At 39.8% G+C, this 25689-nt stretch carries 17 protein-coding genes; 14 read left to right on the forward strand and 3 right to left on the reverse strand.

Annotation, left to right across the window (positions count from 1 at the left end):
- Window positions 1-159 precede the first annotated feature (159 nt).
- From Q4567_RS19870 to Q4567_RS19905, 8 genes are all read left to right on the forward strand, one after another.
- On the forward strand, window positions 160-2601 hold the full coding sequence (locus Q4567_RS19870) for a TonB-dependent receptor plug domain-containing protein (RefSeq protein ID WP_303501930.1): 2442 nt from the start codon (window positions 160-162) through the stop codon (window positions 2599-2601).
- A 111-nt stretch (window positions 2602-2712) separates the two neighbouring features.
- A complete protein-coding gene (locus Q4567_RS19875) occupies window positions 2713-4293 on the forward strand; it encodes a sodium:solute symporter (protein ID WP_216047652.1) in 1581 nt (526 codons plus the stop codon).
- Between the two features lie 15 nt (window positions 4294-4308).
- Entirely contained in the window at window positions 4309-5559 is a 1251-nt protein-coding gene (locus tag Q4567_RS19880) for a glycerate kinase (protein ID WP_303501932.1), read from the forward strand.
- A gap of 179 nt (window positions 5560-5738) precedes the next feature.
- Window positions 5739-7013 carry a trehalase family glycosidase gene (locus Q4567_RS19885; protein WP_303501934.1) on the forward strand — a complete coding sequence of 425 codons (1275 nt, stop codon included), beginning with the start codon at window positions 5739-5741 and terminating at the stop codon, window positions 7011-7013.
- Window positions 7010-8023 (forward strand): carbohydrate kinase, encoded by a 1014-nt coding sequence (locus tag Q4567_RS19890; protein ID WP_303501936.1) that lies wholly within the window; start codon window positions 7010-7012, stop codon window positions 8021-8023. Before Q4567_RS19885 ends, Q4567_RS19890 begins: the two co-directional genes overlap by 4 nt.
- Window positions 8010-9212 (forward strand): AGE family epimerase/isomerase, encoded by a 1203-nt coding sequence (locus Q4567_RS19895; protein WP_303501937.1) that lies wholly within the window; start codon window positions 8010-8012, stop codon window positions 9210-9212. Before Q4567_RS19890 ends, Q4567_RS19895 begins: the two co-directional genes overlap by 14 nt.
- 297 nt (window positions 9213-9509) lie before the next feature.
- The gene (locus Q4567_RS19900; protein ID WP_303501938.1) at window positions 9510-12608 is read left to right on the forward strand and encodes an efflux RND transporter permease subunit; all 3099 of its coding nucleotides are present in this window, start codon (window positions 9510-9512) and stop codon (window positions 12606-12608) included.
- A 27-nt stretch (window positions 12609-12635) separates the two neighbouring features.
- Window positions 12636-13703, forward strand: coding sequence for an efflux RND transporter periplasmic adaptor subunit (locus tag Q4567_RS19905; RefSeq protein ID WP_252728953.1), 1068 nt, complete (start codon window positions 12636-12638; stop codon window positions 13701-13703).
- Window positions 13704-13735: 32 nt separating this feature from the next.
- Here the strand turns inward: Q4567_RS19905 and Q4567_RS19910 are convergent, their stop codons facing one another.
- A complete protein-coding gene (locus Q4567_RS19910) occupies window positions 13736-14734 on the reverse strand; it encodes a 6-phosphofructokinase (protein WP_303501940.1) in 999 nt (332 codons plus the stop codon).
- Between the two features lie 213 nt (window positions 14735-14947).
- On the opposite strand from Q4567_RS19910, the gene Q4567_RS19915 reads away from it, so the two are divergent.
- The 3 genes from Q4567_RS19915 to Q4567_RS19925 all read left to right on the forward strand — a co-directional run bounded on the left by Q4567_RS19915 (window position 14948) and on the right by Q4567_RS19925 (window position 19154).
- Window positions 14948-15796: a DUF6279 family lipoprotein gene (locus Q4567_RS19915; RefSeq protein WP_216047659.1), complete on the forward strand. Its 849-nt coding sequence runs from the start codon at window positions 14948-14950 to the stop codon at window positions 15794-15796.
- A 275-nt stretch (window positions 15797-16071) separates the two neighbouring features.
- Window positions 16072-18144 (forward strand): TonB-dependent receptor, encoded by a 2073-nt coding sequence (locus tag Q4567_RS19920; protein WP_216047660.1) that lies wholly within the window; start codon window positions 16072-16074, stop codon window positions 18142-18144.
- Between the two features lie 86 nt (window positions 18145-18230).
- Entirely contained in the window at window positions 18231-19154 is a 924-nt protein-coding gene (locus Q4567_RS19925) for a DMT family transporter (protein ID WP_216047661.1), read from the forward strand.
- A 44-nt stretch (window positions 19155-19198) separates the two neighbouring features.
- On the opposite strand, the gene Q4567_RS19930 is transcribed toward Q4567_RS19925, so the two are convergent.
- Complete coding sequence (locus tag Q4567_RS19930; RefSeq protein WP_216047662.1) at window positions 19199-20206, reverse strand: LacI family DNA-binding transcriptional regulator; 1008 nt, start codon at window positions 20204-20206, stop codon at window positions 19199-19201.
- A 145-nt stretch (window positions 20207-20351) separates the two neighbouring features.
- Here Q4567_RS19930 and Q4567_RS19935 point away from each other — a divergent pair, with 145 nt between their 5' ends.
- The 3 genes from Q4567_RS19935 to Q4567_RS19945 all read left to right on the forward strand — a co-directional run bounded on the left by Q4567_RS19935 (window position 20352) and on the right by Q4567_RS19945 (window position 25092).
- Complete coding sequence (locus Q4567_RS19935; RefSeq protein WP_216047663.1) at window positions 20352-22133, forward strand: hypothetical protein; 1782 nt, start codon at window positions 20352-20354, stop codon at window positions 22131-22133.
- 76 nt (window positions 22134-22209) lie between these two features.
- Entirely contained in the window at window positions 22210-24273 is a 2064-nt protein-coding gene (locus Q4567_RS19940) for a DUF4962 domain-containing protein (RefSeq protein ID WP_303501946.1), read from the forward strand.
- A 54-nt stretch (window positions 24274-24327) separates the two neighbouring features.
- On the forward strand, window positions 24328-25092 hold the full coding sequence (locus tag Q4567_RS19945) for a 2,5-didehydro-3-deoxy-L-galactonate 5-reductase (RefSeq protein ID WP_303501949.1): 765 nt from the start codon (window positions 24328-24330) through the stop codon (window positions 25090-25092).
- A gap of 105 nt (window positions 25093-25197) precedes the next feature.
- Here Q4567_RS19945 and Q4567_RS19950 read toward each other — a convergent pair whose 3' ends face one another.
- Window positions 25198-25503, reverse strand: a complete 306-nt coding sequence (locus tag Q4567_RS19950) for a hypothetical protein (RefSeq protein WP_216047666.1) — start codon at window positions 25501-25503, stop codon at window positions 25198-25200.
- Window positions 25504-25689: the final 186 nt, after the last annotated feature.

Here is a 25689-nt window from a genome sequence, read left to right on the forward strand (position 1 = left end):
AAAAAACACATAAAAATAATTAAATTATATTTTTACAACCCAAAAAGGGTTGTTGTTGTGTTTTTTTTATGTTCAAATATTAACAAGTACGCTACATAACATTAATAATTTGATTGAACTACGCACTTTGTAGTCTGCAACTACACTGGAGAAATACTAATGAAAATGACACCCATAGCTTGCGTTTTATCCATGGCTTTTACTGCGACAATATCAGCTCAGGAAAATGCTAACGATACTAATGCTGATGTTGAAAAAATAATCGTAACTGGCTCTAGCGTTGCTCGAACAGAAGCCGATACACCAGCGAAAACCACGTTGATAAACAAAGAAAATATAGCCAATACAGGGTTTTCTAGCCAAGCTGATATTTTAATGAGTGTACCCGGTATTAAAGTTGAAGGTGGTGGCGGAGAAGTGGCTACAAATGCATTTGTAAGAGGGTTGCCATCTGGTGGTCAATTTCAGTTCACACCGCTAAATTATGATGGAATGCCAGCTTTTCAATCCGGTATGACTTCTTCTGCACAGGATGTCTATTATCGCCCTGATATCGGCATCGAACGTGTAGAGTACGTAGGCGGTGGAGTTTCCAATTTATTCGGACCAGGTTCAGTGGCAGGTATTATAAATTACATTTCTCGCAAAGGTAGCGATGACCCAGAGAGTACCATTCAACTGGAAATAGCTGAAGATGGCAGAATCAGAACAGATTTTTTTAATAGCGGAGCACTGTCTAGCGACGATAATATATATTACGCATTGTCTGGTTTCTATCGTTACGATGAAGGTCCTTTAGATACCGGATTACCTACAAAAGGCTATCAAATCAGAGGGAATATTCGAAAAGAATTTGATGATGGTTTTATTACATTTCACGGTCAAATGATAAATGACAAAGTTCAGTTTTTCTTACCGCTACCTCTTGATGGAGCGAGCCGCGATAGGCTTATTGGCAATGATGGTTCTACCGTCTTTGTAGGGCAAACTGTAGCCGCCGCTGAACTAAGCTACCCAACCGCCAATGGTCAATATGAATCACCGATTCGCGATGGTGTATCTACAGAAGGTGGCTCGTTTGGTGTTGATTTTGCAAAAGAACTTACTGATAGCTGGCGTATCGCAGGTAAAGCGAAAGCCGCTAGCTATGATCATCAGTTTAACCTGTTCCTAGACGGAGATGGTATTGCTAATTCGCCAGAGCCTCTTGATGGATATATAAATAATTCTGCCAGAACAATTAATGGTGATGTATTAAGTGCGCTAGGAACAGCTAATTTTACTTGGTCAGAAACTGGATCAGCAGTGCCAGAGGATTATTTGTTATTTGGTAACCGTTTACTTGATCGACAGCGTGATGGTGATTTTTTTAGTACTGAATTCAACTTAACAGGTGAGCTAGAGGGTGGTGGTTTTGACCATACCGTCAACATAGGTACCTTTTTCATTCATGCTCAACAGATGGATTACAACATCATATCAAGTTACCTAGCTGATTTCAGTAATGGCAAAAATGCGCGATTAGTAGACCTTTCCTTTACTAACGCAAGTGGTGAAACGGTAATGTATTCCAGAAACGGTGTCGTTGGACCGGGCACTAGTTACACTAACAAAGATTTGACCAGTAAACGCACGGCCTTTTATATCACCGATCAAATGGAAAACGAAAGTTGGGCGTTTGATGTAGGTATGAGAATAGAACGCGCAGTGGGGACATCCAAATCAGAAGGTAGTGAAGTAGTAGTGGTTTCAGATGATCCAAGCTTAGCACCTAATTTGCAAGTGAATACTACCGGTAACGGCAAGTTCACCTATGGTGAGGTCTCTACCACTGAAGCTGCATTTTCTGCCGCATTACTTTATAAAATGGAAGACAGTGATTTAAACCTATATGCAAACGCCTCTAAAGGTTATTTCTTCCCACAAATCAGAAGTATTACCTTTGATCCTAACGGAGAGCCACAAAGCTACGAAGGTGAAGATATTACACTGGGTGCAATCGGCTTTAAATATTTCCCTAAAGATTTATACATTGACGCTTCATTGTTCATTGCAAATTTGGACAACAGACGATCAGTTGATTTTGAAAATGACGGCTCGGGAGGACTTATAGAACTCGTAAAAACACAATCAACTGAAACCATAGGGGCTGAAGTCATTGGTCGTTATAACTTATCTGATGAAATCGTTGTTGAAGGTAATGTTACTTATCAAGATGCTGAATTTACTGAAGGTAATGACACAGGAAAAGTGCCTAGAAGACAACCTGAGTTCACCGGTAATTTAGCCGTTTCTTATAACAACGGATTTGTCGATTCAAGATTAGCACTTAGTTACTTTGGTGACGCATACGCTAATGACGATAATTCAGTCGAGTTGGATAGCCATACAATTGCTACATTTAACGCTGGATATACTTGGGAACTTAACAATGACCAACGGATCCGTGTGGGCGTGAATGTGTGGAACTTGTTTGATAACGAAGGAATTACAGAAGGCTCACCAAGACAAGGTAACAGTCAGGTTTCTGGTGGCGAATTTTTCGTTGGTAGACCTGTGTTGCCAAGACGCATCAGCTTAACAGCCAGATATGATTTCTAACTAAATTACGAATGCGTTCAGAGCGCTCGATAATTCGAGTGCTCTATTTAGCAGGTTTAAGATCATTCTGAGTCGAACCTACCTTTAAATTACAAGTTAAGTTGTGCAAATATGAATACTTTTGATTACGCCATTGTTGTTATATACCTTGTATTGCTTGTTGCTATGGGATTTAGCTTTCGCCAACAGAATACTAAAGACGATTATTTTTTAGGTGGTCGAACCTTGGGGTGGAAAGCACTGACCTTGTCGGTGATGGCTACTCAACTTTCTGCTATCAGTTTTGTATCAGCCCCTGCATTTGTTGGTCTACGAGAGGGTGGAGGGTTGCAGTGGTTATCATATGAGTTGGGTGTTCCGCTAGCAATGCTGCTCATTTTAAGTACTATTTTACCGGCTCTATACCGTTCAGGGTTTGTCAGTATTTACGATTATCTAGAGCAACGTTTTGGTCGCTCAACCCGAATTTTAATTAGTTTCGTGTTTCAGTTTAGTCGCGCGTTTGCTACCGGAATAATGATTTTTGCTGCATCACTTATTCTGCAAGGTACCATGGGAATCGAAGCTTGGCAGGCGATTGCATTAACCGGTGTGATAACGGTTTTGTACTCGTTGCAAGGTGGAATGAAAGCTGTGGTTTACGGTGACGCCATACAAATGATTATTATTGTTTTGGGCACTATTGCTTGTATAGTATTTGGCCTGCATTACCTTGGAGGGGTGGATGAATTCGTTAATAAAGTTGATCCTGCACGGTTAAACGCGATAAAGCCTGATTCCTTTGGATTTGATGGTGAAGGTTTTGGATTGTTACCAATGATATTTGGTGGATTCGTACTCTACGCATCTTACTACGGCTGTGATCAGACCCAAGCTCAACGGGCATTGGCCGCTTCAAGTACACGAGACTTAAGATATATGATGCTGGCGAATGCGACTGTGCGTTTTCCGATTACACTACTTTATTGTTTTTCCGGTCTAATTGTCGGTACTTTGGCGATGACTGATACCGGTTTCATGGCACAAATTTCCGCTGAAAATCCAGATTGGATGATGCCTCTTTTCATTCTAAATTACCTGCCTCATGGCATGATTGGTATATTGGTTGTGGCTATATTAGCTGCAGCTATGTCGTCATTAAGCTCTGCAATAAATTCTTTAGCAGCGGTGAGTATTGAAGATTATTGCCGTATTACAGGTAAAAAACTTGAGCCCAAAGAATATTTAAAGAAAGCAAAATATGTTGGTCTGATTTGGGGAGCCGTCACCTTGGCTTTATCTTTCTACGCAGGCGACATAGCGCCAACCGTAATTGAAGCAATAAATAAGGTCGGTTCAGTGTTTTACGGTCCTATTTTAGCTGTATTCCTGTTAGCTGTTGTGGACAAAAGTTTAGGTGCACGTGAAATTAACATTGGTCTTATTGCAGGTGTATTAATCAATATTATTGTTTGGTTAACAATGGACAATGTATTTTGGTTCTGGTGGAACTTTATCGGCTTCATTGTCGCGTCTTTAATGGCATATATTGTAAAAATGTTGATTGGTGGCAGTTATAAATCCCCCGTGCCAAGTATAGAAAAAAGCTTGGAGAAAGTATCTATTTTGACTAAGTCCGACATCATTATATTGTTAAGTTCGTTCATTATCATGTTGGCTATTTGTGCCTACATTCCAACATTATTCGCATAGGAGAATAAAATCAAAATGAATAACTCGCGCGCTTTTTTATTCTCATTATTTGAAACAGCCGTTCATGCTTGCCTTCCAAGTGTTTGCTTAGATAAGCATCTTGATCACATAGATACCAGTCGTGGAGTATGCGTAATCGGCGCTGGCAAAGCTTCAGCTGACATGGCCGCAGCTGTTTTTAAAAAATATGGCGATGCTTGCTATGGAAAAGTAGTTACTCGCTATGGTTATGGTACTGAATTGGCAACAGGTAATATTGAGATTTTATATGCTTCACATCCTGTTCCAGATAAAAATAGTTTGTTAGCAGGTAAAGCATTACTTGAATTGGTTGCACAGACTCCGCCGGATATTCCTATTATATTTTTGATTTCTGGAGGCGGTTCGGCATTAATGTCTATTCCTGTGGAAGGGGTAAGTTTTGCAGACAAAATGGAATTACATCGGTTCTTATTAAGAAGTGGCGCTTCAATCGATGAGATGAATGTCGTTCGCAAACAACTGTCAGCTGTTAAAGGGGGCAAACTTGCAGAAGCTGCAAAAAGCATTAGCCATACTTATGTAATTTCCGATGTGGTTGGAGATGATCCTAGCCTAATTGCTTCTGGGCCAACAGTGAAAGACAACAGCACAGCAGAGCAAGCATTAACAATACTGGAAAAATACAATTGGCAGCCGATTGATTCAATTTATCAATTTTTAACTAAGGCTATCAAGTCAAAATGCATTACACCTCCTTCGAATACAAGCCATTATACTGTTGTAGCAAATGCGCACCAAGCCATCGATGCTGCAGTTGCTAAAGCAAAAAATGCTGGCTGGGAGACACACGTACTCAATTATGAACAGCAAGGTGAAGCATCCAGGATTGCTAAAGAACATGCTGCTATAGCGTTGAAATTTAGAGATGATGGAAAAAAAGTTTTGCTTTTTTCAGGTGGAGAATTAACCGTTACCATTGACAGTGCTACCGGTGATGGCGGACCAAATCAGGAATATTTACTCGCGATGGCTATTGCTTTGGACGGTGCATCAGGAATATCGGTATTGTCCTGTGATTCTGACGGTGTCGATGGTAGCAAAGACATTGCGGGTGGTTTCATTGATGAATCCACATTGACTACCGCTAAATCAAAAGGGCTATCCCCTCAATCCTATCTAGCAAACCATGACAGTTTTCATTTTTTACAAGCGGTTGGTGGGTTGATAATCACTGGGCCGACTCGGACTAACGTCAATGATTTTAGAGTCATCATGATCAATTAAGGGCCGATATAAATCGTCCTGTATTCGAATTTAATAGATTCAAAATCAAATAGGTAGACACAGATTTTTAAAGTTAAAAAATTTTGCAATATTAAACCCAAAATGGGTTGTTAAGATTGGTTTAATAGCGGATAATTAAATTATATTAACTCAATATGGTTTGGGTGGGAGAGTATAAAGTGACAGAAGATAAACAATTATTTAATGCCGGTGCAGATATCTTAAAAAAGAACGACTTCGGTGGATACACAGTTCCTACCCAAGGACTTTATCCTTTCCAATGGAACTGGGATTCAGCGATTACGGCCTTAGGTTGGTTAAAATTTGATGAACCAAGAGCTTGGCAAGAACTGGAAGTGTTAATCAGTGGGCAATGGGATGATGGAATGATCCCGCACATATTATTTCATCGAGATTCAGATACTTATTTTCCTGGTCCTGATGTTTGGGGATCGGATAAAAAAGTTAAAAGCACTTCAATTTCACAACCGCCTGTACTGGCTACGATTGTGAAGATTCTGTGTGATGAAGTGAAAGATAATGATCTTAAAAATGAAAAATTAAAGGAAATGTTGCCAAGTTTAATACGATATCACTTGTGGTGGTATCGAGACAGAGATCCTGAATCTACCGGATTGGTAGCAAGTTATCATCCGTGGGAATCAGGTATGGACAATAGTCCAGCGTGGGATAAAACGCTTGATGCGGTTCCACAAGTAACTTGGGAGTATCAACGTCGAGATCTTAATCATATTGACGCAGCTGAAAGACCGCACAAAGAACAATATGACAGATACCTTTATCTAGTTGAGTTTTTCAAAAATAATCAATTCGATAGCGCTAAAATTTATCGTGATTGCCCGTACAAAGTAAATGATGTCAGTCTAATCTCGATACTTCATCGAGCTACATTGGATTTACTTGAAATCTGTCAACAATTGCATGTGGTTGATGATGAAGTTCAAGAGTTAAAAGCTAGAGCAGCGTTGACGGAAAGTGCAATAAGCCAACTATGGTGTGAAGAAACAAAGTTCTTTTATAGTCGAGATCTTATGACTGATTCGCTTTGTAAAATTAAAACCAACGCTGGTTTTCTGCCTTTATTTGGACAACTGGCAAGTATTGAACAGGCCAAATATTTAGCTGAAGAAGCACAGGCGTGGATGGCCGCTAGTCCTTACGCTATTGCCTCAACAGATCCAAGAGAATCAAAATATGAACCTCAACGTTACTGGCGCGGCCCCGTTTGGCTGCACATTAATTGGATGATAGCGTTAGGACTCGAATTTTACCAGTTTGAGCAAACATCGAGTCAAGTGAAACAAAAAACCAATGAACTGTTTAGAAAGTTTAAGTTTTATGAATATTTTAATGCTGATACTGGGGTAGGTTGCGGTGGAAATGACTTTTCCTGGACTGCTGCGATAGCAATGTATTGGTTGTTAGACTTATGAAGCCTGTCAGCCAAGCAGGGAAAGTCATTTGTTTCGGCGAAGCGCTTATAGATATGCTCTCCAATAAAGTGGCAAATTCGATTGAAACAGAAAATGAAACCTTTACTAAATTTGCAGGTGGTGCACCAGCGAATGTTTCTGTTGCTTTGGCTAAATTAGGCGGCAATAGTTATTTCTGTGGAATGCTTGGCAAGGACCCTTTTGGAACCTTCTTGTTTGATTCTCTAAAAACTCAACATGTAAAAACTGATTATGTTTTGTTTACTGAAAAAGCAAAAACTGCAATAGCATTTGTATCCTTGGATGAGCAGGGAGAAAGGACTTTTTCATTTTATCGACCACCTTCAGCTGACTTGTGTTTTGCCTGTCGCGATTTTGATAAACAATGGTTTACGGAAACAAGGATTTTTCATTTTTGTTCTAATAGCTTAACTGAATCAGACATTTTAGACACAACAAAGTATGGCGTTTCTTTAGCTCGGCAACACGGTGCTCTGATTAGTTTCGATGTTAATTTACGTGAGAACTTATGGCCCGTAAATGCCGATCCTTTTGGGGTTATTTGGTCCATGATAAGGGATATTGATGTTCTTAAAATTTCCCTCGAAGAATTAACTTTTTTGTGTGGGAAAAACCAGCAAAAACAGACTATTGAAAAACTTCTACAACGACGCTGCAAGCTTATTGTCATTACCGATGGTGGCAATAATTTACAATGGATTTCTAAAACATCTCACGGCGAGATCGCGCCGCCAGTCGTAGAGACCATTGATGCAACGGCTGCAGGAGACGCCTTTATCGGAGGGCTATTATTTAAGCTGCAATATCACATCGATAATGTAGCAAGTTTTGAGGATTTACTGAACAACCCCATTGAATTAAATAGTGTGCTTCGATTTGCTTCAGCATGCGGAGCTCATGATGCTTCGAAATACGGAGCTTTTCCTTCTTTACCCTCTATATCTACTCTTGAATTGCTAACAAAAGAGATAAATTATGAACTTTCCTGATTTCAGCCAATCCAGTTTTTTACGTCAACATATTCGCAGTATCTTGGATTTCTATGAACCAAATGTGGAGGATCCTCATGGTGGCTTCTATCAGAACTTTCTAGATGACGGAAAGGTATATGATCACCAGACTCGTCACCTGGTAAGTTCAGCACGATTTGTTTTCAATTACGCTAGGGCTTTTTTAGAGTTTAATGACCCTAAATACCTGAAAAGGGTTAATTCAGGTATCGAATTTATTCGCAATGCGCACTTTAATCCTCAATTTAAAAGTTATGGTTGGTTGCTAAACGTAGAACAAGGGAAAGTCGAAACAAAGGATGACAATAACCACTGTTATGGTTTTGCATTTGTAATGCTAGCCTACAGTTGGGCAATTAAAGTGGGTCATTCAAAAGCCGAGGAGTATCTTGAAGAAACATGGTCGACTATGGAGCGGGTATTTTGGGATGCCGATAATTTATTATATAAAGATGAATTTGATGGCACATTGAGTAAAGATTCCGGTTATCGAGGACAAAATGCCAATATGCATACCTGTGAAGCACTAATCGCTGCTTATCACGCAACCAGTAAACAAAAGTTTTTAGATAGAGCGATGATACTGGCTGACAGTATTGTTAATAGACAGGCTGCACTAACCAATGGATTTATTTGGGAGCATTTTCATCGGGATTGGACTGTGGATTTGGAATATAACCAAGATGATCCCAAAAATCTTTTTCGTCCATGGGGGTTTCAACCCGGCCATCAAACAGAATGGGCCAAATTATTGTTGATGCTTTATCAACTCACTAACAAACCTTGGTTGTTAGAACGCGCCCAACAATTATTTACAAGAACCTTAGCAATTTCATGGGATGAAAAAAATAAGGGTATCGCTTATGGGTTTGATTTGCAGAATAAGATCTGTGATGGCGAAAAGTACTTTTGGGTGCAAGCTGAATCATTCGCTGCCGCTGCTTATTTATATGCACACACTAAAAAGCAAGAATATCTGCACTGGTACCAAAAGATTTGGCAGTATTCATGGGAACACATGGTTGATCATAAATATGGAGCTTGGTTTAGGATCTTGAGCAATGACAACCAAAAGCTTGAAAATACCAAAAGTCCGATAGGTAAGACTGATTATCACACTATGGGAGCTTGTTATGATGTTCTTTCACTTAGACTTTCAGATAGCTGAATAGAAGTGCGACGACCAACAGTATTTGTTTAAGATGGATGTTGAATTAACGGGAAAGTTAATGCCGTAACCAACTATTGGCTAATAATTTTTAATAGTTTGGATTTCTTTAATGCAATAGATAGTTATCCCGGGCATGTTTTTTTACCTATTTACTGCTATTCATCGCACTGACAAGTAGCTCATTTTTAGCCTTGTTGTTGGTCGTATTTTTTCTGTTACTAACAGATTTAAACTTTTTACACTATCAAAGCGACTTATAGTTAACGGTACGTTAATTATGTAAAAGTTTTGTGTATGGATATAACCAGATCTGCGTTAAAAAACGCCTCAGGTGTCGCTATTTTAGTGGGTATTATCGCGTTCCTGGGACTTTATAGTCTATTTAAGTTACCGATTCAGTTATTCCCCGATATAGAACGGCCGACTATTTCCATCCAAACATTTTGGCGAGCAGCCTCTCCTCAAGAAATTGAGTCTGAGATACTAGAACCCCAAGAAGAGGTGTTGCAAGGTATTCCAGGATTACAAAATATGCGTGCATGGGCTAACCAGGGTAATGCTTGGATCAACTTGGAATTTGGTTTAGAAACTGACATGCAGCGTACTTTGATAGAAGTGATTAGCCGTATGAATCGCATTCCACCTTTACCTAGGGATGCACTGTCTCCAAATATAATGATGGGTGGCGGCGGTGGTGGGACTCCCGCACTTACTTATTTCTTCTTACAAAAACTTCCTGGAAATGAGCGTGAAATTTCACAATATGTAACTTATTTTGAAGATGTTATTCGACCTTCTCTTGAGTCCATCAATGGCGTGGCTAGAGTTCGCATGGAAAGTGGGGTAGGTGGCAATGAAGAGTTCCAGATTGTATTTGATCCCTATTTAGCCGCCGAGTTAGGTGTGGATATTACCAATATTTCCAGAATTTTAGGATCGTCCAATGATGTTTCTGGTGGTTTTGTTGATGTTGGCAGACGTAAATATACCATTCGATTTAGAGGTAAATATTCACCATTAGAAATGGGCGATATGATTTTAGAGTGGCGGGATGGCAGTCCTATTAAGCTAAGCGATATTGCCGAAATAAAAATTCAACGAGCGCAAGCTTCAAATTTCAGTGTGCAAAATGGTAACCCTGCTATTTCAATTCGCATAGACAGGGAAAATAAAGCGAATGTCTTAGCCACTTTAGAAGCTGTGAAATTAAAAGTAGACGAACTGAATCAAACGGTTTTGATTGATGAAAAACTAACAATGGCCCAATCATTTGATGCTTCTGTTTTTATCTACCGCGCAGTGAACTTAGTCACCAGTAACTTAATTATTGGGATTTTGCTATCGATAGCTATTTTATGGTGGTTTATGGGTCAAGTTCGCGGAACACTGATAGTTGCGTTAGCCATTCCTATATCACTACTCAGTACTTTTGTCGTTTTGCACTTAACTGGACGTTCGCTAAATGTTATTTCATTGGCAGGATTAGCATTTGCCGTTGGAATGGTGTTGGATGCAGCCATAGTGGTGTTAGAAAATATTGTTAGACACAAACAGAAAAATGAACACGCTATAAAAACCGCTCAAAGAGCAACCAAAGAGGTCTTTGGCGCGCTGTTAGCATCTACCGCTACTACGGTCGCAATTTTTATTCCCGTTATTTTTTTGCAAGATGTAGAAGGCCAGTTGTTTGCCGACTTGGCGCTTACCATTGCCATTGCCGTGATAATTTCTTTTGTGGTTGCAGTTACTGTACTGCCTGTTGCTGCGAGCCGCTGGCTGCAGGTTGATTTACCACCAGATAGATTAACGAATGTGTGGGCTAAAATAACTGACAAAATCATGATGCTAAATGCAACGGCTAAGAAGCGCTATATAACCATTTGCTTACTAATGGTTGTACCAATCACGTTTACTTTAGTGTTGATGCCAAAATTAGATTATTTACCCCCAGTTAAGCGTGATGCCATTGATTCATTTTTTAACTTTCCGGCAGGGGCAAGTGACAATTTTATTCAACAAGAAGTGATGTCAATTGTGGTTGAGCGACTCAAACCTTATATGGCTGGTGAGAAAGAGCCCGCACTTAAAAATTACTACATTATTACCTGGCCGAATGGCGGAACATTGGGAATTCGAGCAAAAGACCAAAACAATGTCAGAGCGTTAGAGAGTTTAGTTAGAGACGAAATTTTGAAAGATCTACCGGATACTGAGCCTTTTACAATGCAAGGCAACTTGTTCGGTGGTTTTGGTAATGGTAGAAGTATTGATATGCGCTTACAAGCAACTAACCATGAAGGGCTTACTGTTGCCGCTCAACATGGATTAGATCTACTTCGAGAAGCATTTCCTGATGCGAATGTACGAGCTAACCCAAGTCTTGAGCAAGCAGAGCCCGAGCTCCAGCTTTACCCTAACGATCACAGAATGATGGAAGTGGGAATGGATCGAACACGCGTTGCCAGCCTTGTGAGATCTATGGGGGATGGTATGTATGTAGGGGAGTATTTTGATGGTATCAAACGGATGAACATCATATTTAAATCCCAAGATTGGGGCAACCCTGAACAATTAGCCGTTACCCCAATCATCACGCCTAGCGGAGAGATGGTGCAGTTGGGAGAATTGGTCAATGTAGTGAGATCGGTTGGCCCAAGCCAAATTCAACGTGTTGATCGGCGCCGTACCTTAACGTTATCGGTTAATCCTCCTGAAGGTATGTCGCTCGAAGAAGCTATGGCAAAAATTAAACAGGATGTAGAACCTCAATTGATGGCAATGATGCCCTCTGACGGCGCGATTAATTATGGCGGAAGTGCGGATAGTTTAAATAAAGCAATCGCAACGATGAGTCAGAATTTTCTATTTGCAATGGCGCTACTCTTTGTATTGATGGCTGGACTATTTAAGTCGCTCATCGATAGCTTAATGGTGATTTTGAGTATTCCCTTGGCAACTGTGGGTGGCGTGATAGCGGTTCGATTGCTCAACATGATTAGCTTCCAACCTATGGATTTGCTCACTATGATTGGTTTTATTATTTTGCTTGGTCTGGTGGTGAATAATGCCATTTTGTTAGTTCATCAAACCCGTAATGGTGAGCGACAAGGCCTAGCTAGACAACAAGCTGTGCATCAGGCTTTGTTAATGCGTTTACGCCCCATTTTTATGAGCACATTAACCAGTATATTTGGCATGCTGCCCTTATTGCTATTGCCTGGTGCTGGCAGTGTCATATACAGAGGCCTTGCTGCCGTTATCGTAGGGGGCATGTGTGTTAGTACAATATTTACATTATTACTATTACCAACATTGCTGTGTTTAAGGCAGGGCAGCCAAAGGCATTTAATCAATCCTAAAATGGCTAATGAACAGCCAATTGTCAGTCATTAACCAAACTCAATTTTATTGGAAAACAAAATGATAATAAAAAACAATAAAACGCTTTTGCTCTCGCTACTACTCACTTTTAGCGGCCACACATTGGCACAGCAAGATTCAGATACCTTAGTTGAAGTTGATGCTGTTTATAGCGAAATGATCTCACAACAAATTTGGGTACCGGGGACTGTGGTCAGTCGCAGTGACTCAAATATTGCTACGGAAGTACCTGGACGAATTACCTGGATGGCCGAAGTGGGTGATTTAGTTGAGGTCGGAGAGGTGTTAGCGAAAGTAGATGATCATATGCTGAAACTCAATTTAGAGCAAAATCAAGCAAACGTTGCTAAGTGGGAGTCGCGAGTCGATCTTTTGAGTCGTAAACAACAACGGTTCAGTAGTATGGCGCAACAGGCGAATACATCTAAAGATCAACTTGATGAAATCGTGTCTGAACTAGAAGTTGCAAGACAGGAGTTAAATCAAGCTAAGGTCGATCAAAAATTAACCCAATATCGGATTACACAAAGTCAAATCAAAGCCCCCTTCAAAGCAATGGTGGTGGAACGAATCCAAAGCCCTGGTGAATATATCTCAACTGGGCAAACAGTACTTAGAGTGGTCGACACAGGCAATATTGAAGCTTCTATTAAAGCACCGCTTTCAGCTGTTCCTTTTATCCAACAAGGTTTAGCGGTGAAGGTTGTTGTCGGAGAGTCTGAAAAATCACATCAAATTCGGGCCATTGTACCTGTTGGAAATGCCCGTTCGCGGATGATGGAAATTCGAGTTCAACTTACCCCTGATGAATATGCAATTGGTGGTGCGGTGCGTGTTGCATTGCCTCATAGTGAGTTTCATCAAGCATTGACTGTTCCAAGAGATGCGTTAGTTTTAAGAAAGTCAGGGGCGTTTGTGTATCAAATCGCCGGAGACAATGAAGTTAAACAAGTGGCAGTAACTGTAGGTATTGGTGTCGGAGAAAGGGTTGAAGTGTTTGGTGATCTTAACCATATTTCGCCAGTTGTTGTGCGTGGCGCAGAAAGACTAAAAGATGGTCAGAAAGTACGTTTTTCTGAGCAGTTGGAAGAGCTAGCCACATTGTGAAATGTGGCTAAGTCGAACACGGCGATTATCAGTTAAGGTCGCTTTAATATGTCGAATAGATCCTGTTGAATTTTAACTAAATAAGGATCTAATGGTTTTTTCTGTTGCCAACTCGTCTCTAATTCACTGCATACCAACTGTTGATTAATTTCGCCCACCATTACGCCTGTCTTGCCTTCCAGTGCCATTTCAACAGCAAAAGCCCCGAGTTTGGTAGCTAGAACTCGATCCTGTGACACTGGAGAGCCCCCTCGTTGTACGTAACCGAGAATCACTGGGCGACATTCTATTTGGGTTTTTTGGCTCAGTATCTCAGCTAACTTTGTTACCCCCTCTGGCCACAAGTTTTCTGCTATTACGACAATATAACTGCTATTCCCTCTGCGCTTTTTCACCGCTTCGATATGGGCAATAAGGTTTTCTAGTTCATCCTCACAACTGCGGGATATTTCTGGCAGCATAATATGATCAGCGGCAGAGGCGATGGCGGCATTTAAACCGATAAAACCGGCGTGACGTCCCATCACTTCGATGAGAAAAATCCGTTCAAAGGCATCGGCTGTGTCTCTAACTTTATCGATGGAGTCTAAGGCCGTTTCGATTGCGGTGTAATAGCCTATAGTGGCGTCTGTCCCATCTACATCATTATCTATTGTGCCAGGTAATCCTATTACTTGACCTGACCAATGTTTAGCAAGATGCTTTGCTCCGCGAAAAGAGCCATCACCACCAATTACCAATAAGGCTTCAATTCCAAGCGCATCCAAATTTTTCGCTGCCGTTTTAGCAGAATCATTGGATTTAAAGCTTAAACACCTTGCGCTGTTTAAAATCGTGCCGCCTCGTTGAATGATATTTAATACATTTTTGGCTCTTAGGTTTAAATATTCTTGCTCTAATAACCCATTGTATCCATGACGATAGCCGTAAACCTCTAGTCCATAACGTAGACTGGTGAGAACAATTGCACGGATACAAGCATTCATGCCGGGTGCATCACCGCCTGAAGTGAGAAGCGCGATTTTACGCATGTATAATACCCCTTAGCTGACTAAATAATTTAAACCTTTGCTAAACATAGCCTTTTTATTGAAAACTATAAAGATTTAGCAGAGCAGGTGTCATAAGTGACATAGTTATTAAAACTGTAAGAATTGATGTTTCACTATTGCCTCACTGTCACTAGTAAGCAATGATGCAAATAAGAATAAAGATACTTAGAACTACTAGAGATGTTACTTACTATGTTTAAACGTTTATTTTGCACTTTTTGCTTAGCGGCTGTGTTATTACTCACTGGTTGTACTTCAAAATTCGCATATAACAATATTGATTGGTTGTTGTATTGGTACGTGGATGATTATGTTGATCTAGATAAGTCTCAGAAGCAAATGTTAGACGCAAAAGTAGAAAAGTGGCTGCTTTGGCATCGACAAGATGAGCTTTTGCGCTATCGGCAACATTTAGAAGATTTAAAAACAGACATACAAAATGGCGTTTTAAGTTCTCAGCAGTGGTTAACTCATTTCGACCGAGGAAGTGCCCACTGGAAGCGCTTTAGAGGTGAAATTAGCCCTGAGTTGTCAGAATTGTCGTTGCACTTAAATGACCAACAAATCGATGACATGTTCGCTGCATTGGAAAAGGATAATCTGAAACAAGAGAAAAAGCGCAACAAAATGTCTAAGCAGCAGCGCATAGAAGACTCTATAGAAAATACTCAAGAGCAAATTAAAGAGTGGCTAGGCAAGTTGTCGAATCCTCAGAAAGTGCTAATAAGTGAATATGTCAGTGATTTTAAGCCTACTTTTGAATACTGGATGTCATATCGACGGGAAATTCAGAACGTTACAAAAACCTTAATGTTATCTCGACATCAAGTTGATGACTATGCGAGTAAATTGAATCAGTTGATGCAAAATCCAGATCAATTTAAAAGCTCCGAATATCTGCAAGCAAACGAATATAATCGAATCAAATATGCCAATTTGTTAAATGCCTTAAATATGACCTTAACTGAAAAACAAAAGAAACATATGAAAAATAAATTAAATGATTTAATCGAAGATATTGATGATCTAATTCAAGATTAGAGTGTTAATTTTTTGAAAGTAAAATGTGTTTATTTTAATCCTTAGGTCGTGTTTTTACTGCTTTGAGTAGTCTTTTTGCTTATTTTTCAAATGTATACAGTTGTTAAATAAGCGGTGAAATTTCATACCCTTGACTGATTTTCTTCTTAACTTACTGGTTAGCCAGTTTCTTATAAAGTTCTTGATGTTGCAGTTGTAATGTTATATTAGTATGACATTACATCTATATATCTATCCAAAACCATCCACTAAAACATAACAACGGGAACTCAAAAATGAGAGAGTACAATAATAAAAAATCTAGTTTTACGGGTCGTAAATTGCTATTGGCTTCGTCAATTATCTTTGCATGCCAAACGCTTCATGCTCAGGAATTAGAACGGATCACAGTAAGTGCCCAATACAAAGAAGAAGATTTACAGACAGTTCCCATTGCGATTACGGCATTGAATGAAGAAGAAATCGAATTGCGTAATATGACTGACGCGCTTTCGATTGGTGAAGCTGTACCTAATATTTACATTGCTAAAAATGTTGGTTCAGCAAGTGGTATGAAAGTATTCCTTCGAGGTATCGGAGAAGACGAATCTCGTGTGGGGGTTGATCCTGCGGTAGGTATTTATGTGGATGGTGTTTATATTGGTCGTCAGACAGGGGCATTGTTAGATTTAGCGGATATTGAATCTATAGAAGTATTGCGTGGCCCTCAAGGAACACTATATGGTCGAAACTCCAATGGTGGTGCAATCAGAGTCACCACTAAACAACCGAGTATTTCAGATCGAACTATTTTAAAAATGTCATTGGGTTCAGATCAATTAACCGATGGTTATTTAATGGTCAACAAAGGTCTAACAGACAAGCTAGCCGGTCAAGTGTCAGTATTCAGTAAAAGTCGTCGTGGATTCATAAAAAACACAGATAACGGCGAATACCTAGGTGATGTAGACAAACTAGGGGCGCGTGTAGCGCTTGCTTACTATGGCGATGTTTGGGATTTATCTTGGTCAGCAGATTTCATGAGAGATAACTCAGAACCTGGTTACTCCTCGTTAGTGCTAGACGATGATGGTGATATATTCACCATTAATCAAGCTGAGTTTCCAACAAGTGGGTTAGTTAATGGTGAAACAGAGTTGGGTGAATATTATAATCACTTATATCAAAGCGGCACCAGTTTTAAAGCACACCGTACCTTTGGCAATGAAATTTCGTTTGATTCAATCACCTCTTACAGACGTTTAGATCAAAGAATGTTAACCATTGTAACTTTGCCTTTCTTTCAAGACGTTCATCAAAACCAGATGAGTCAAGAATTTAGATTTGCTAAAGACGCTGAAGATTACAGTTGGGTTACAGGTGTTTATTTATTTCGGGAAGAAGCCGATCAGTATACTGAATTTGTTTTCGGTGGTGCAGATATCGACTTGTTAACTGAATCGGCTGGTTTGTTTGGTCAATATACATATAACGTATCTGACAAGTTACATGTGACTGGTGGTGTTCGTTATACGTGGGAACAAAAAGATTTTGATGCCGCACCAACTGCAGATTATTGGAGTTCACTTGGTCAAGCAAATGCTGGGCTACAAAGTGATCAATGGGGTAAATTCTCATGGAAAGGGGTAGTTTCATACGATGTAAATGACGATATGATGACTTACGCATCGATAACCACTGGTTTCAAATCAGGTGGTTGGTCACCAGATAGTTTTGACCCAGTACAAGAAGAGTCGGTAATTACTTATGAAATGGGTATGAAAAGCGATTTATCTAAATCTTTCCGTTTAAACGTAACCGCTTTTTTCAACGATTATACCGATTTACAAACCAGTGGTTCAACCGCTAATGGCTTTACCCGAATTAATGCGGGTGACGTAGAAACTTACGGTATTGAAACCAATATTACATGGCAAGCTACGGAAGATTTAACCATAGATGCATTTGTTGGATTGTTAGAAGCTAAGTATGTTTCACTTACTGAAGAAGCAACATTCTTTGTTGAAGAAGACTTTGATTTAAAACAAGCGCCACCAGTTAGTTATGGTGTTAACTTCAACTATGTTAAAGAAGTAGGTGATGGTCAACTAATTTACAATGTGCAATATGCGTATACAGATGATCAGTATAACGATTTAGCTACAACTGAACTTATTAAGCGCGAAGCAACGGACATTTTAAATGCGCGAGTAGCTTACAAGTGGGGTACAGACATAGAGTACAATGTTGCATTATGGGCTAAAAACGCACTGGACGAAGAGTTCGCTGCATCAGGCACTACCGGTAATTTAGCCATATATCCTGGTGACCCTAGAACCTTCGGAATAGACTTTTCAATAAACTATTAATAATTAGAATTAAACTGTAAATTTCTATAATAATACGGTTAAATAGTGAAATTGAAACTCGAAGAATAGCCAACGGTAATAAAATTATGAGAATTAGGTTAAACGGATTTTTCCTAGCTCTAATTACGGCTGTTCTTTGGGGTGTTCTACCGGTTTTCTTGCAAATATGTCTACAAGCTTTGGATAGTATGACGATCACATGGATTCGTTTTTTATTCGCCGGGCTTGTGGTTTTTGTCTTTCTACTTAGTACAAATGCGTTACCGAGCATATGGAAACAAGTGCCTAGAGCACAATTTATTTTAATAGTCGCGGCATTAGCGCTGGTTGTTAACTATGTTTCTAATGTAAAAAGTCTCGATTATGTAAATCCCGAAACGGTTCAAGTGGTGATGCAAATAGCTCCTATTTTATTGATGTTAGGGGGCATCGTTTTTTTCAAAGAACGACTTAATCGACTTGAAATCACCGGAGCGATAATTTTATTTTTGGGTTTGGGTTTATTTTTTAGTCCCAAGTTAGATTTACTCTTTTCATCTATCAATTCTTATAATTCAGGCATCATGTTGGTTGTTCTAGCCGCGGTAACTTGGGTCGCCTATGCTCTGATGCAAAAAGTCTTGTTACGCTCATTTACTGCCAAGCAATTAACCTTACTGATTTATTTAATTGGTATTCTTGCGCTTACTCCTTTTATCCACTTATCGGCCATCACGGATTTAAATCAGCTGCAATACTACGCTTTGCTATTCTGTTGTTTGAATACTGTAATTGCCTACGGCTGTTTCACCGAAGCATTGAATATTTGGAGTGCAGCAAAAGTGAGCGCAGTGATTGCAACAGGGCCATTGTTTACATTTTTGAGTGTGGTGATCGCTCAACAACTTCTGCCTGAGCAATTTAGCTTAATTGAGCTAGATAGTTATGTCATTTTTGGGGCTATTTGTGTTGTATGCGGTTCCATGACAACGGCTTTAGCAAAACGTAAAGTTGTAAAACCAGTTGTTTAACTAAGGGTTTTGACTAAACAGTATTAGTCGAATTAGTTCGAACTCTAAATCTGTTTACAGGACAACCTTTTAATCAACGAGCAGGGGATCATTATCTTCTCTGACGATGGCTCTTTATTGTTGATGTTGTTCAACAATAACTTAGTCGCTTGTCGACCTATTTCATAAGGATTTTGAGTAATTACTGTGATGGGGACTTTAAAGAAGTCGGCCATAGGAATGTCATCAAAACCTAAAATCGACACGTCATCGGGAATAGATATATTTTCGGCATTCAACGCAGTTAATATATCTGTGGTAATCGCCAGATGTTGAGTGAAAAACACAGTTGGTGGATTATCTGCATCTAGTAAGCTGGTGGGGGAGTGTTCAAATCCAGTTTCACGGCGCCAATACTGAATGAGTTGTTCATCGAGTGGAATACCATGTTTTTGCAGCGCATCAGAATATCCTAAATAACGATCTTTTCGTGATTTAACATGTTTAAAATCTTGAGTGACAAAACAAATTCGCTTATGGCCTAATTGTATTAGGTACTCAGTTGCCTCAAAAGCCGCTTTTCGATAATCAGATATAATGATATTTTTTTCATTACCATCATGTTCAAGTTGAAAATGCACGATCGGTAAGCCACCGTCACTGTATCTATTGATTAAATCAGTATTCTTTCCCGACGAAGCGATAATAATGCCATCAACCCGCAGTTGGTATAATGTCTCTAATGATTTCGCTTCAACTTTTGGATCTACGTCAGTGTTATAAATTAATAAATTGTACTCACTGGTTTTACAAAAATCGTCAATTCCTCGAATGGTACGGCTCGTATAGAAACCTGTTATGTCCCTAACTATCACCCCAATGGTTTTTGTCTTATTCATTTTCAGGCTACGAGCAATAGGGTTAGGCACATAATCCAATTCGCTAACGGCTATTTTTATCCGTTCCTTTGTCTTTTCAGACATGTAGTCGAAACGGCCATTTAAGTACTGAGAGACAGTGCTATTTGACACCCCAGCTCGTTCAGCCACATCAATGAGTTTAGTTTTTGCCATTTAAATATTTCTTGAAAGGTTCTGATTAGTCGAATATTGACATTCTGCAACAATATGTTAACTTAATCAACTAAACCGTTTTAGTAAAACGTTTTTGTTTTTGTATCCTATTGATAATATTAGGCAATCTAACAAGAGGCAAAATGTGGAAATTTCTAATATTGAATACTTAGTCATCATTGGCTATTTAGCGTTGATTGTTATCGTTGGTTTTGTTTTTAAAAAATTCTCAGCTAATACCGATGACTATTTTAAAGGCGGTTGTAAGGGCACCTGGTGGCTTGTTGGTAGCAGTGCCTTCATGAGTGCTTTTAGTGCGTGGACCTTTACCGGTGCTGCTGGCATTGCTTACGAATCAGGATTTTCTGCGATGTTTATCTTCTTCGGTAACGTGCTGGGGTTCTTCGTAAACTTTTTGTTTATGGGCCCTTGGTTACGGCAAATGAGAGTGACAACATTTCCTGAGGCCATTGCCAGTCGCTTTGGTGAAACAACCCGTGATTTTTACGCCTATTATGAAGTGCCTATTCGTATTTTGTATTCTGCTATGGCGCTGTATGGACTTGGCATTTTTTGTTCCGCAGTGTTTGGTTATGACATCAACTATGTGATTGTAGTCTGCGGTGTCGTTGTACTGCTTTATTCTGCTACCGGCGGACGTTGGGCTGTGATGGCCACTGACTTTCTGCAAGGATTAATCCTCGTTCCTTTAACTTTAATCGTTGCTTGGTTGTGTTTGGACGCCTTAGGTGGAATCAACAATTTGTTTGCTGAGATTGAGGCGCAAGGTTTAACCGAAGAATACAGTATGGTCAATTCTGCGACCTTATTTGGAGGGGCTTATACTTGGGGCTGGGCGAGCGCAATGATGGCCAAACAATTCATCGTTTTCAATTCCATGAATGCAGCACCAAGATACTTTTCGGTAAAAGATGGGCGAGAAGCGCGCAAAGCCGCTTTGTTCTGCTCAATATTAATGTTGTTAGGTAGCTTAATTTGGTTTTTACCCCCAATCACCGCACGACTTTTATACCCTGAACTTGTTATGGCATTTGATATAGCTAAGCCCGCTGAAGCGAGTTATGCGGTTGCCAGTATCAGCTTATTACCTGTGGGGCTAGTAGGGTTGATCGTGGTCGCTATTTTAGCGGCAACTATGAGCTCAATGGATACTGGCTTAAATACCAACGTGGCGATTTTGATAAAAGATATTTATCCCAAGGTCTCACGCAAATTACGCTGGCAATCTAAAGGCGAATCAGAGCTTTTAAATTATGGCCGCACCTTAACTTGGGTTATGGGTTTCTTAATTGTACTTTTGGCGCTTTATTTTGCCCAACAAGATGGTTCTGGGATATTCGAAATCATGTTGCAAGTGGGCACGTTGTTGTCGATGCCAATTACGATTCCACTATTATTGGGCATGTTTATACGGCAAACACCTTGGTGGGCAGCGCTTTTATCTATCGCCTGTGCGTTGCTATTTTCTTGTTTAGCTTTCTTCGAAGTTCCTTTGAGCTACTTAGGGTTTTCGCAGTCTTATAGCGATGCCTTTGAATGGAATTTTCAACAACAATTTTTTGGTGTGTTAGGTACAGGCACATTTGGCTTTTTGGTATCTATGCTATTTGCACCAGCTTCGAATTCCGCCCATCGGAAAATGGTAGATAGGTTCTTTAAAAATATGAAAACCCCCATCGATTTTGAAAAGGAAATAGGTGAGGGGAATGATCTTAGCCAATTAACCGCTATTGGCCAGTTTGGCGCGGCAGTAACAGGATTCATCGCCTTAATGTTGATAATTCCTAATCCGATAGAAGGCAGAATAGCGATACTGGTACTTGCGCTAATAATAGGAGCAATCAGTGTCTTAATGCTAAAAGCCGGTAAGCCGCCCGCAGCCGAGATTAAATCAGTAGCACCGTAATTCAAATTATGGCGCTCATTTACTCTAAGAATTGCAATTTATTAACGATTATGACTTTTGAATACAGGGATTAACCATGAACTACTTACTTATTAACGACCAACTTGAAGTGCTTAAGGCGGAGCTTAAAACCACCCGCAAAGAGCATTTAACTCGGCTTATTGAGCAGTGTCGTTTATATGAAGACGAAGTGCTCTCAAAAGAGCATCCACATACTAGTATTACTTATATGGGGATGGCCGCGGCAAATTTAAGTTTGGCATATCTACTCACTGAACAAGAACATTATTTGATTGAGGCTAAACGCTGGATCTTTACCGCAGTTGATTATGACGTTTGGGGGTATGGGTTTCTGGTGGACGTTGATCTCAGTGCTTCATGGATGCTATTTGGTTTAGGCTTATCTTACGACTGGCTCAAAGATCATCTCACGGACGATGAACGCACTAAGTTTCTAAATAAATTGATCCTGCAAGGCAATAAAATTTTTGACTATGGACAACAAAACCTCGGACATTGCTGGTCTACTAATTATTGGCAGAACCATAATTGGATAAATTATTCTGGCCTGTTAACCACCGCTTATGCGATTCGCCCTGAACATGAGGGCGCACAGGTATGGATTGACGAAATTAAAGATAACTTTGACAAAGTATTTGATTATTTGCCTGAGGATGGTTCCAACTACGAAGGCACCGGGTATTGGCGCTTTGCGATGAATTTTTTTTTAGTTGCTGCAGACTTGATTCGTAAAGATGGTGGTACTGATCATTTTAAAACTGGCTTTATGCAGAATACGTTTGATTATCGACTTTATCAGTCTGCACCGAATTGGGAAGAGAACATTAACTTTGCGGATGTACACGATAAACGCAGCTCTCATTCAATTTGTGCATACTACAAGATAGCATCTGAGTATAACAACGGTCAGGCACAGTGGCTAGGGGAGATGGTTCGCACCAAATTCCTGTTTAGAGAAGCCTATCAAAGTAAAATTTTTCCAGGTATCTTGCCAGAAGCCTTTCTTGAGTTAATTTGGTATAACCCTGAAATACAACAGCAATCCCCGGAGAATTTACCCCTCACCAAATATTTCCCTGATCTTGGCTTAGTGGTAATGCGTTCAAGTTGGGATACAGATGCGACTCATTTATCATTTAAATGCAGTCCTGCTGGTGGCCACAAACAATGGAAGATGAGCTGGGAGCTGGATAAAAAGAACGATTGGAAAACCCGCAGTCTTACTCATTATCACGTAGACTTTAATCAATTTATCCTTGTTCATAAAGGCGCATCACTGGTCATCGACGAAGGCTATAACCGAACTTCTAAAGCGGAAATTCATAATTTGGTTACCGTTGATGGTACCGGTTGTGTTGGTGAGAAAATATGGGACGAGGGAGACTTAAGTGATCCCGTACTATTTGACCTAAATTGCAAAGGTATTCATAACGTATGGCGCGATGTTCCTGAAAGTGCGGTCGCCCAAGTTGAGGCATTCTCTAATCAAGATGGTTATTGCTATGTGGTTGGCGAATCAAGTCGTATGTACTATCCAGAAATGCAGTTAACCCGTAATGCTAGGCATATTATTAATAGTGAATGTGGCTATTTTATCTTGTTAGATGAATTGGAAAGTCATTTAGAGCATACTTATACTTGGCGCATCCATTCTGAAAAATATGCTAAAAAAATAAGTCAAAATCAGTTTGAAATTGTTAATGGTAACGGCGCACTTAATGTATTTACCGCGTTTCCTGAAGCGAGGCAAACGAAAATAGATGAAACCTTAGTTGAAGAGATAATGACCCCGCAACGGCCAGATGATATTCGTCGGATTAGTTTAAAAACACTGTTAATTGAAAATCCTGAAAAAACGAAAAATACTTACTTCCTCAATGTTTTTCAGCCTAAAGACGCAATTCAATCACAAAAGAGCAAGGATATTTCGGTTCAATCCCTTAAAGGTGAGAATTGCATAGGTGTTGAAATTAGCTCACCGCAGTTCACTGAAACCTTCTTATATTCCAGTGAAAATAAAATCGAGTATGGTGATATTAATGCTCAATCGAAATGGATATCCATCTTGCGCGATAAGGCCGGAAAAATCGTTAAAACAACAAGTTACGATGGTGTTTGAGCAAAACCTCTGGAAAGTATTACCTGTGATTACACTTATTATTAGGAATAGAAAATGTTAGATAAATTTAGTTTAGAAGGAAAAGTCGCTTTAGTTACCGGCTGCAAACGTGGGATAGGTAAAGCAATCGCATTGGGTTTTGCGGCTGCTGGGGCAGACATTATTGGCGTTTCAGCGAGCTTAGAATTACAAGGCTCGGAAGTAGAAAAGGAAGTAAATGGCCTTGGTAAAAAGTTTAAAGGTTACCAATGTGATTTTTCTGACCGCAAAGCTTTGTATGCATTCATTCAGGAGGTCAAAGCAGATTTTCCTAAAATAGATATATTAGTTAATAATGCTGGCACCATATTGCGCGCACCGGCCGCTGAGCATAGTGATGAACTTTGGGATAAAGTCATAGATGTTAATTTAAATTCGCAATTCATTCTAAGCCGAGAAATTGGAAAAGAGATGGTTGCCCGTGGTAAAGGCAAAATTATCTTTACTGCATCACTATTGACCTATCAAGGTGGAATTACGGTTCCCGGTTATGCTGCCAGTAAAGGTGCAATTGGACAATTAGTAAAAGCCTTGTCGAATGAGTGGGCAGGCAAAGGTGTTTACGTCAATGCCATTGCGCCAGGTTATATCGATACCGATAATACCGAGGCTCTGCGCAACGATGCAGTGCGAGCAGCAAGCATATTAGAACGCATTCCACAGGGCCGTTGGGGAACGCCTGAGGACTTCGAAGGACCTGCGGTATTCTTAGCGTCAGATGCCTCTAGTTATGTGAATGGCTCAATATTATTAGTCGATGGGGGATGGATGGGAAGGTAACTACTATTCCTAGCTAGCGCTACTCACAAATGAGCTAAATTGCCGGTCTATCTAATTTACCATCGCGTTGTTAGATAGATTTGGCAGATAGTCTACTAATCCTAATTAGTTCTGTTTGGGTTTCTGACCAATCGGTGTTTCGTTTTTCTTGCAAATAGTATCGAATTCATCTCGGTAATACCGCAAATTTACGCATGCTTCTTCGTACTGGATTTTAGCGGTAAGTGCTTGTTGGGGATAATCTGTTTTAAGCATAGTCTTACGTAATCTTTCGCATTCTTGATGCTGTTGTTTGACTTCTAATACTTCTTCACAAGGATTATCGTTACTCACACAGGCTGATAGTGAAACGAAACAAACACATGTTCCTACTGTTTTAATCATTTTTTGAATGGCATGGGAATTAAGCATGGGGTTCTCTCAGCTGATTGAATTCAATCAGAAACTTCACGATAACTAACCATAACCGAGTGGCGTACAAAAAGCTATCGAATAAAAAACTTACCTTTATTAGACAACGTAGTCGAACTGCGAATCGCAGCTTCTCGTCCAGCCCCTTCAGGGATTATTTTATATTGAGTTTAGATTTGAACGGAT

Source organism: Aliiglaciecola sp. 2_MG-2023 (assembly GCF_030548145.1).
Lineage (GTDB): Bacteria > Pseudomonadota > Gammaproteobacteria > Enterobacterales > Alteromonadaceae > Aliiglaciecola > Aliiglaciecola lipolytica_A.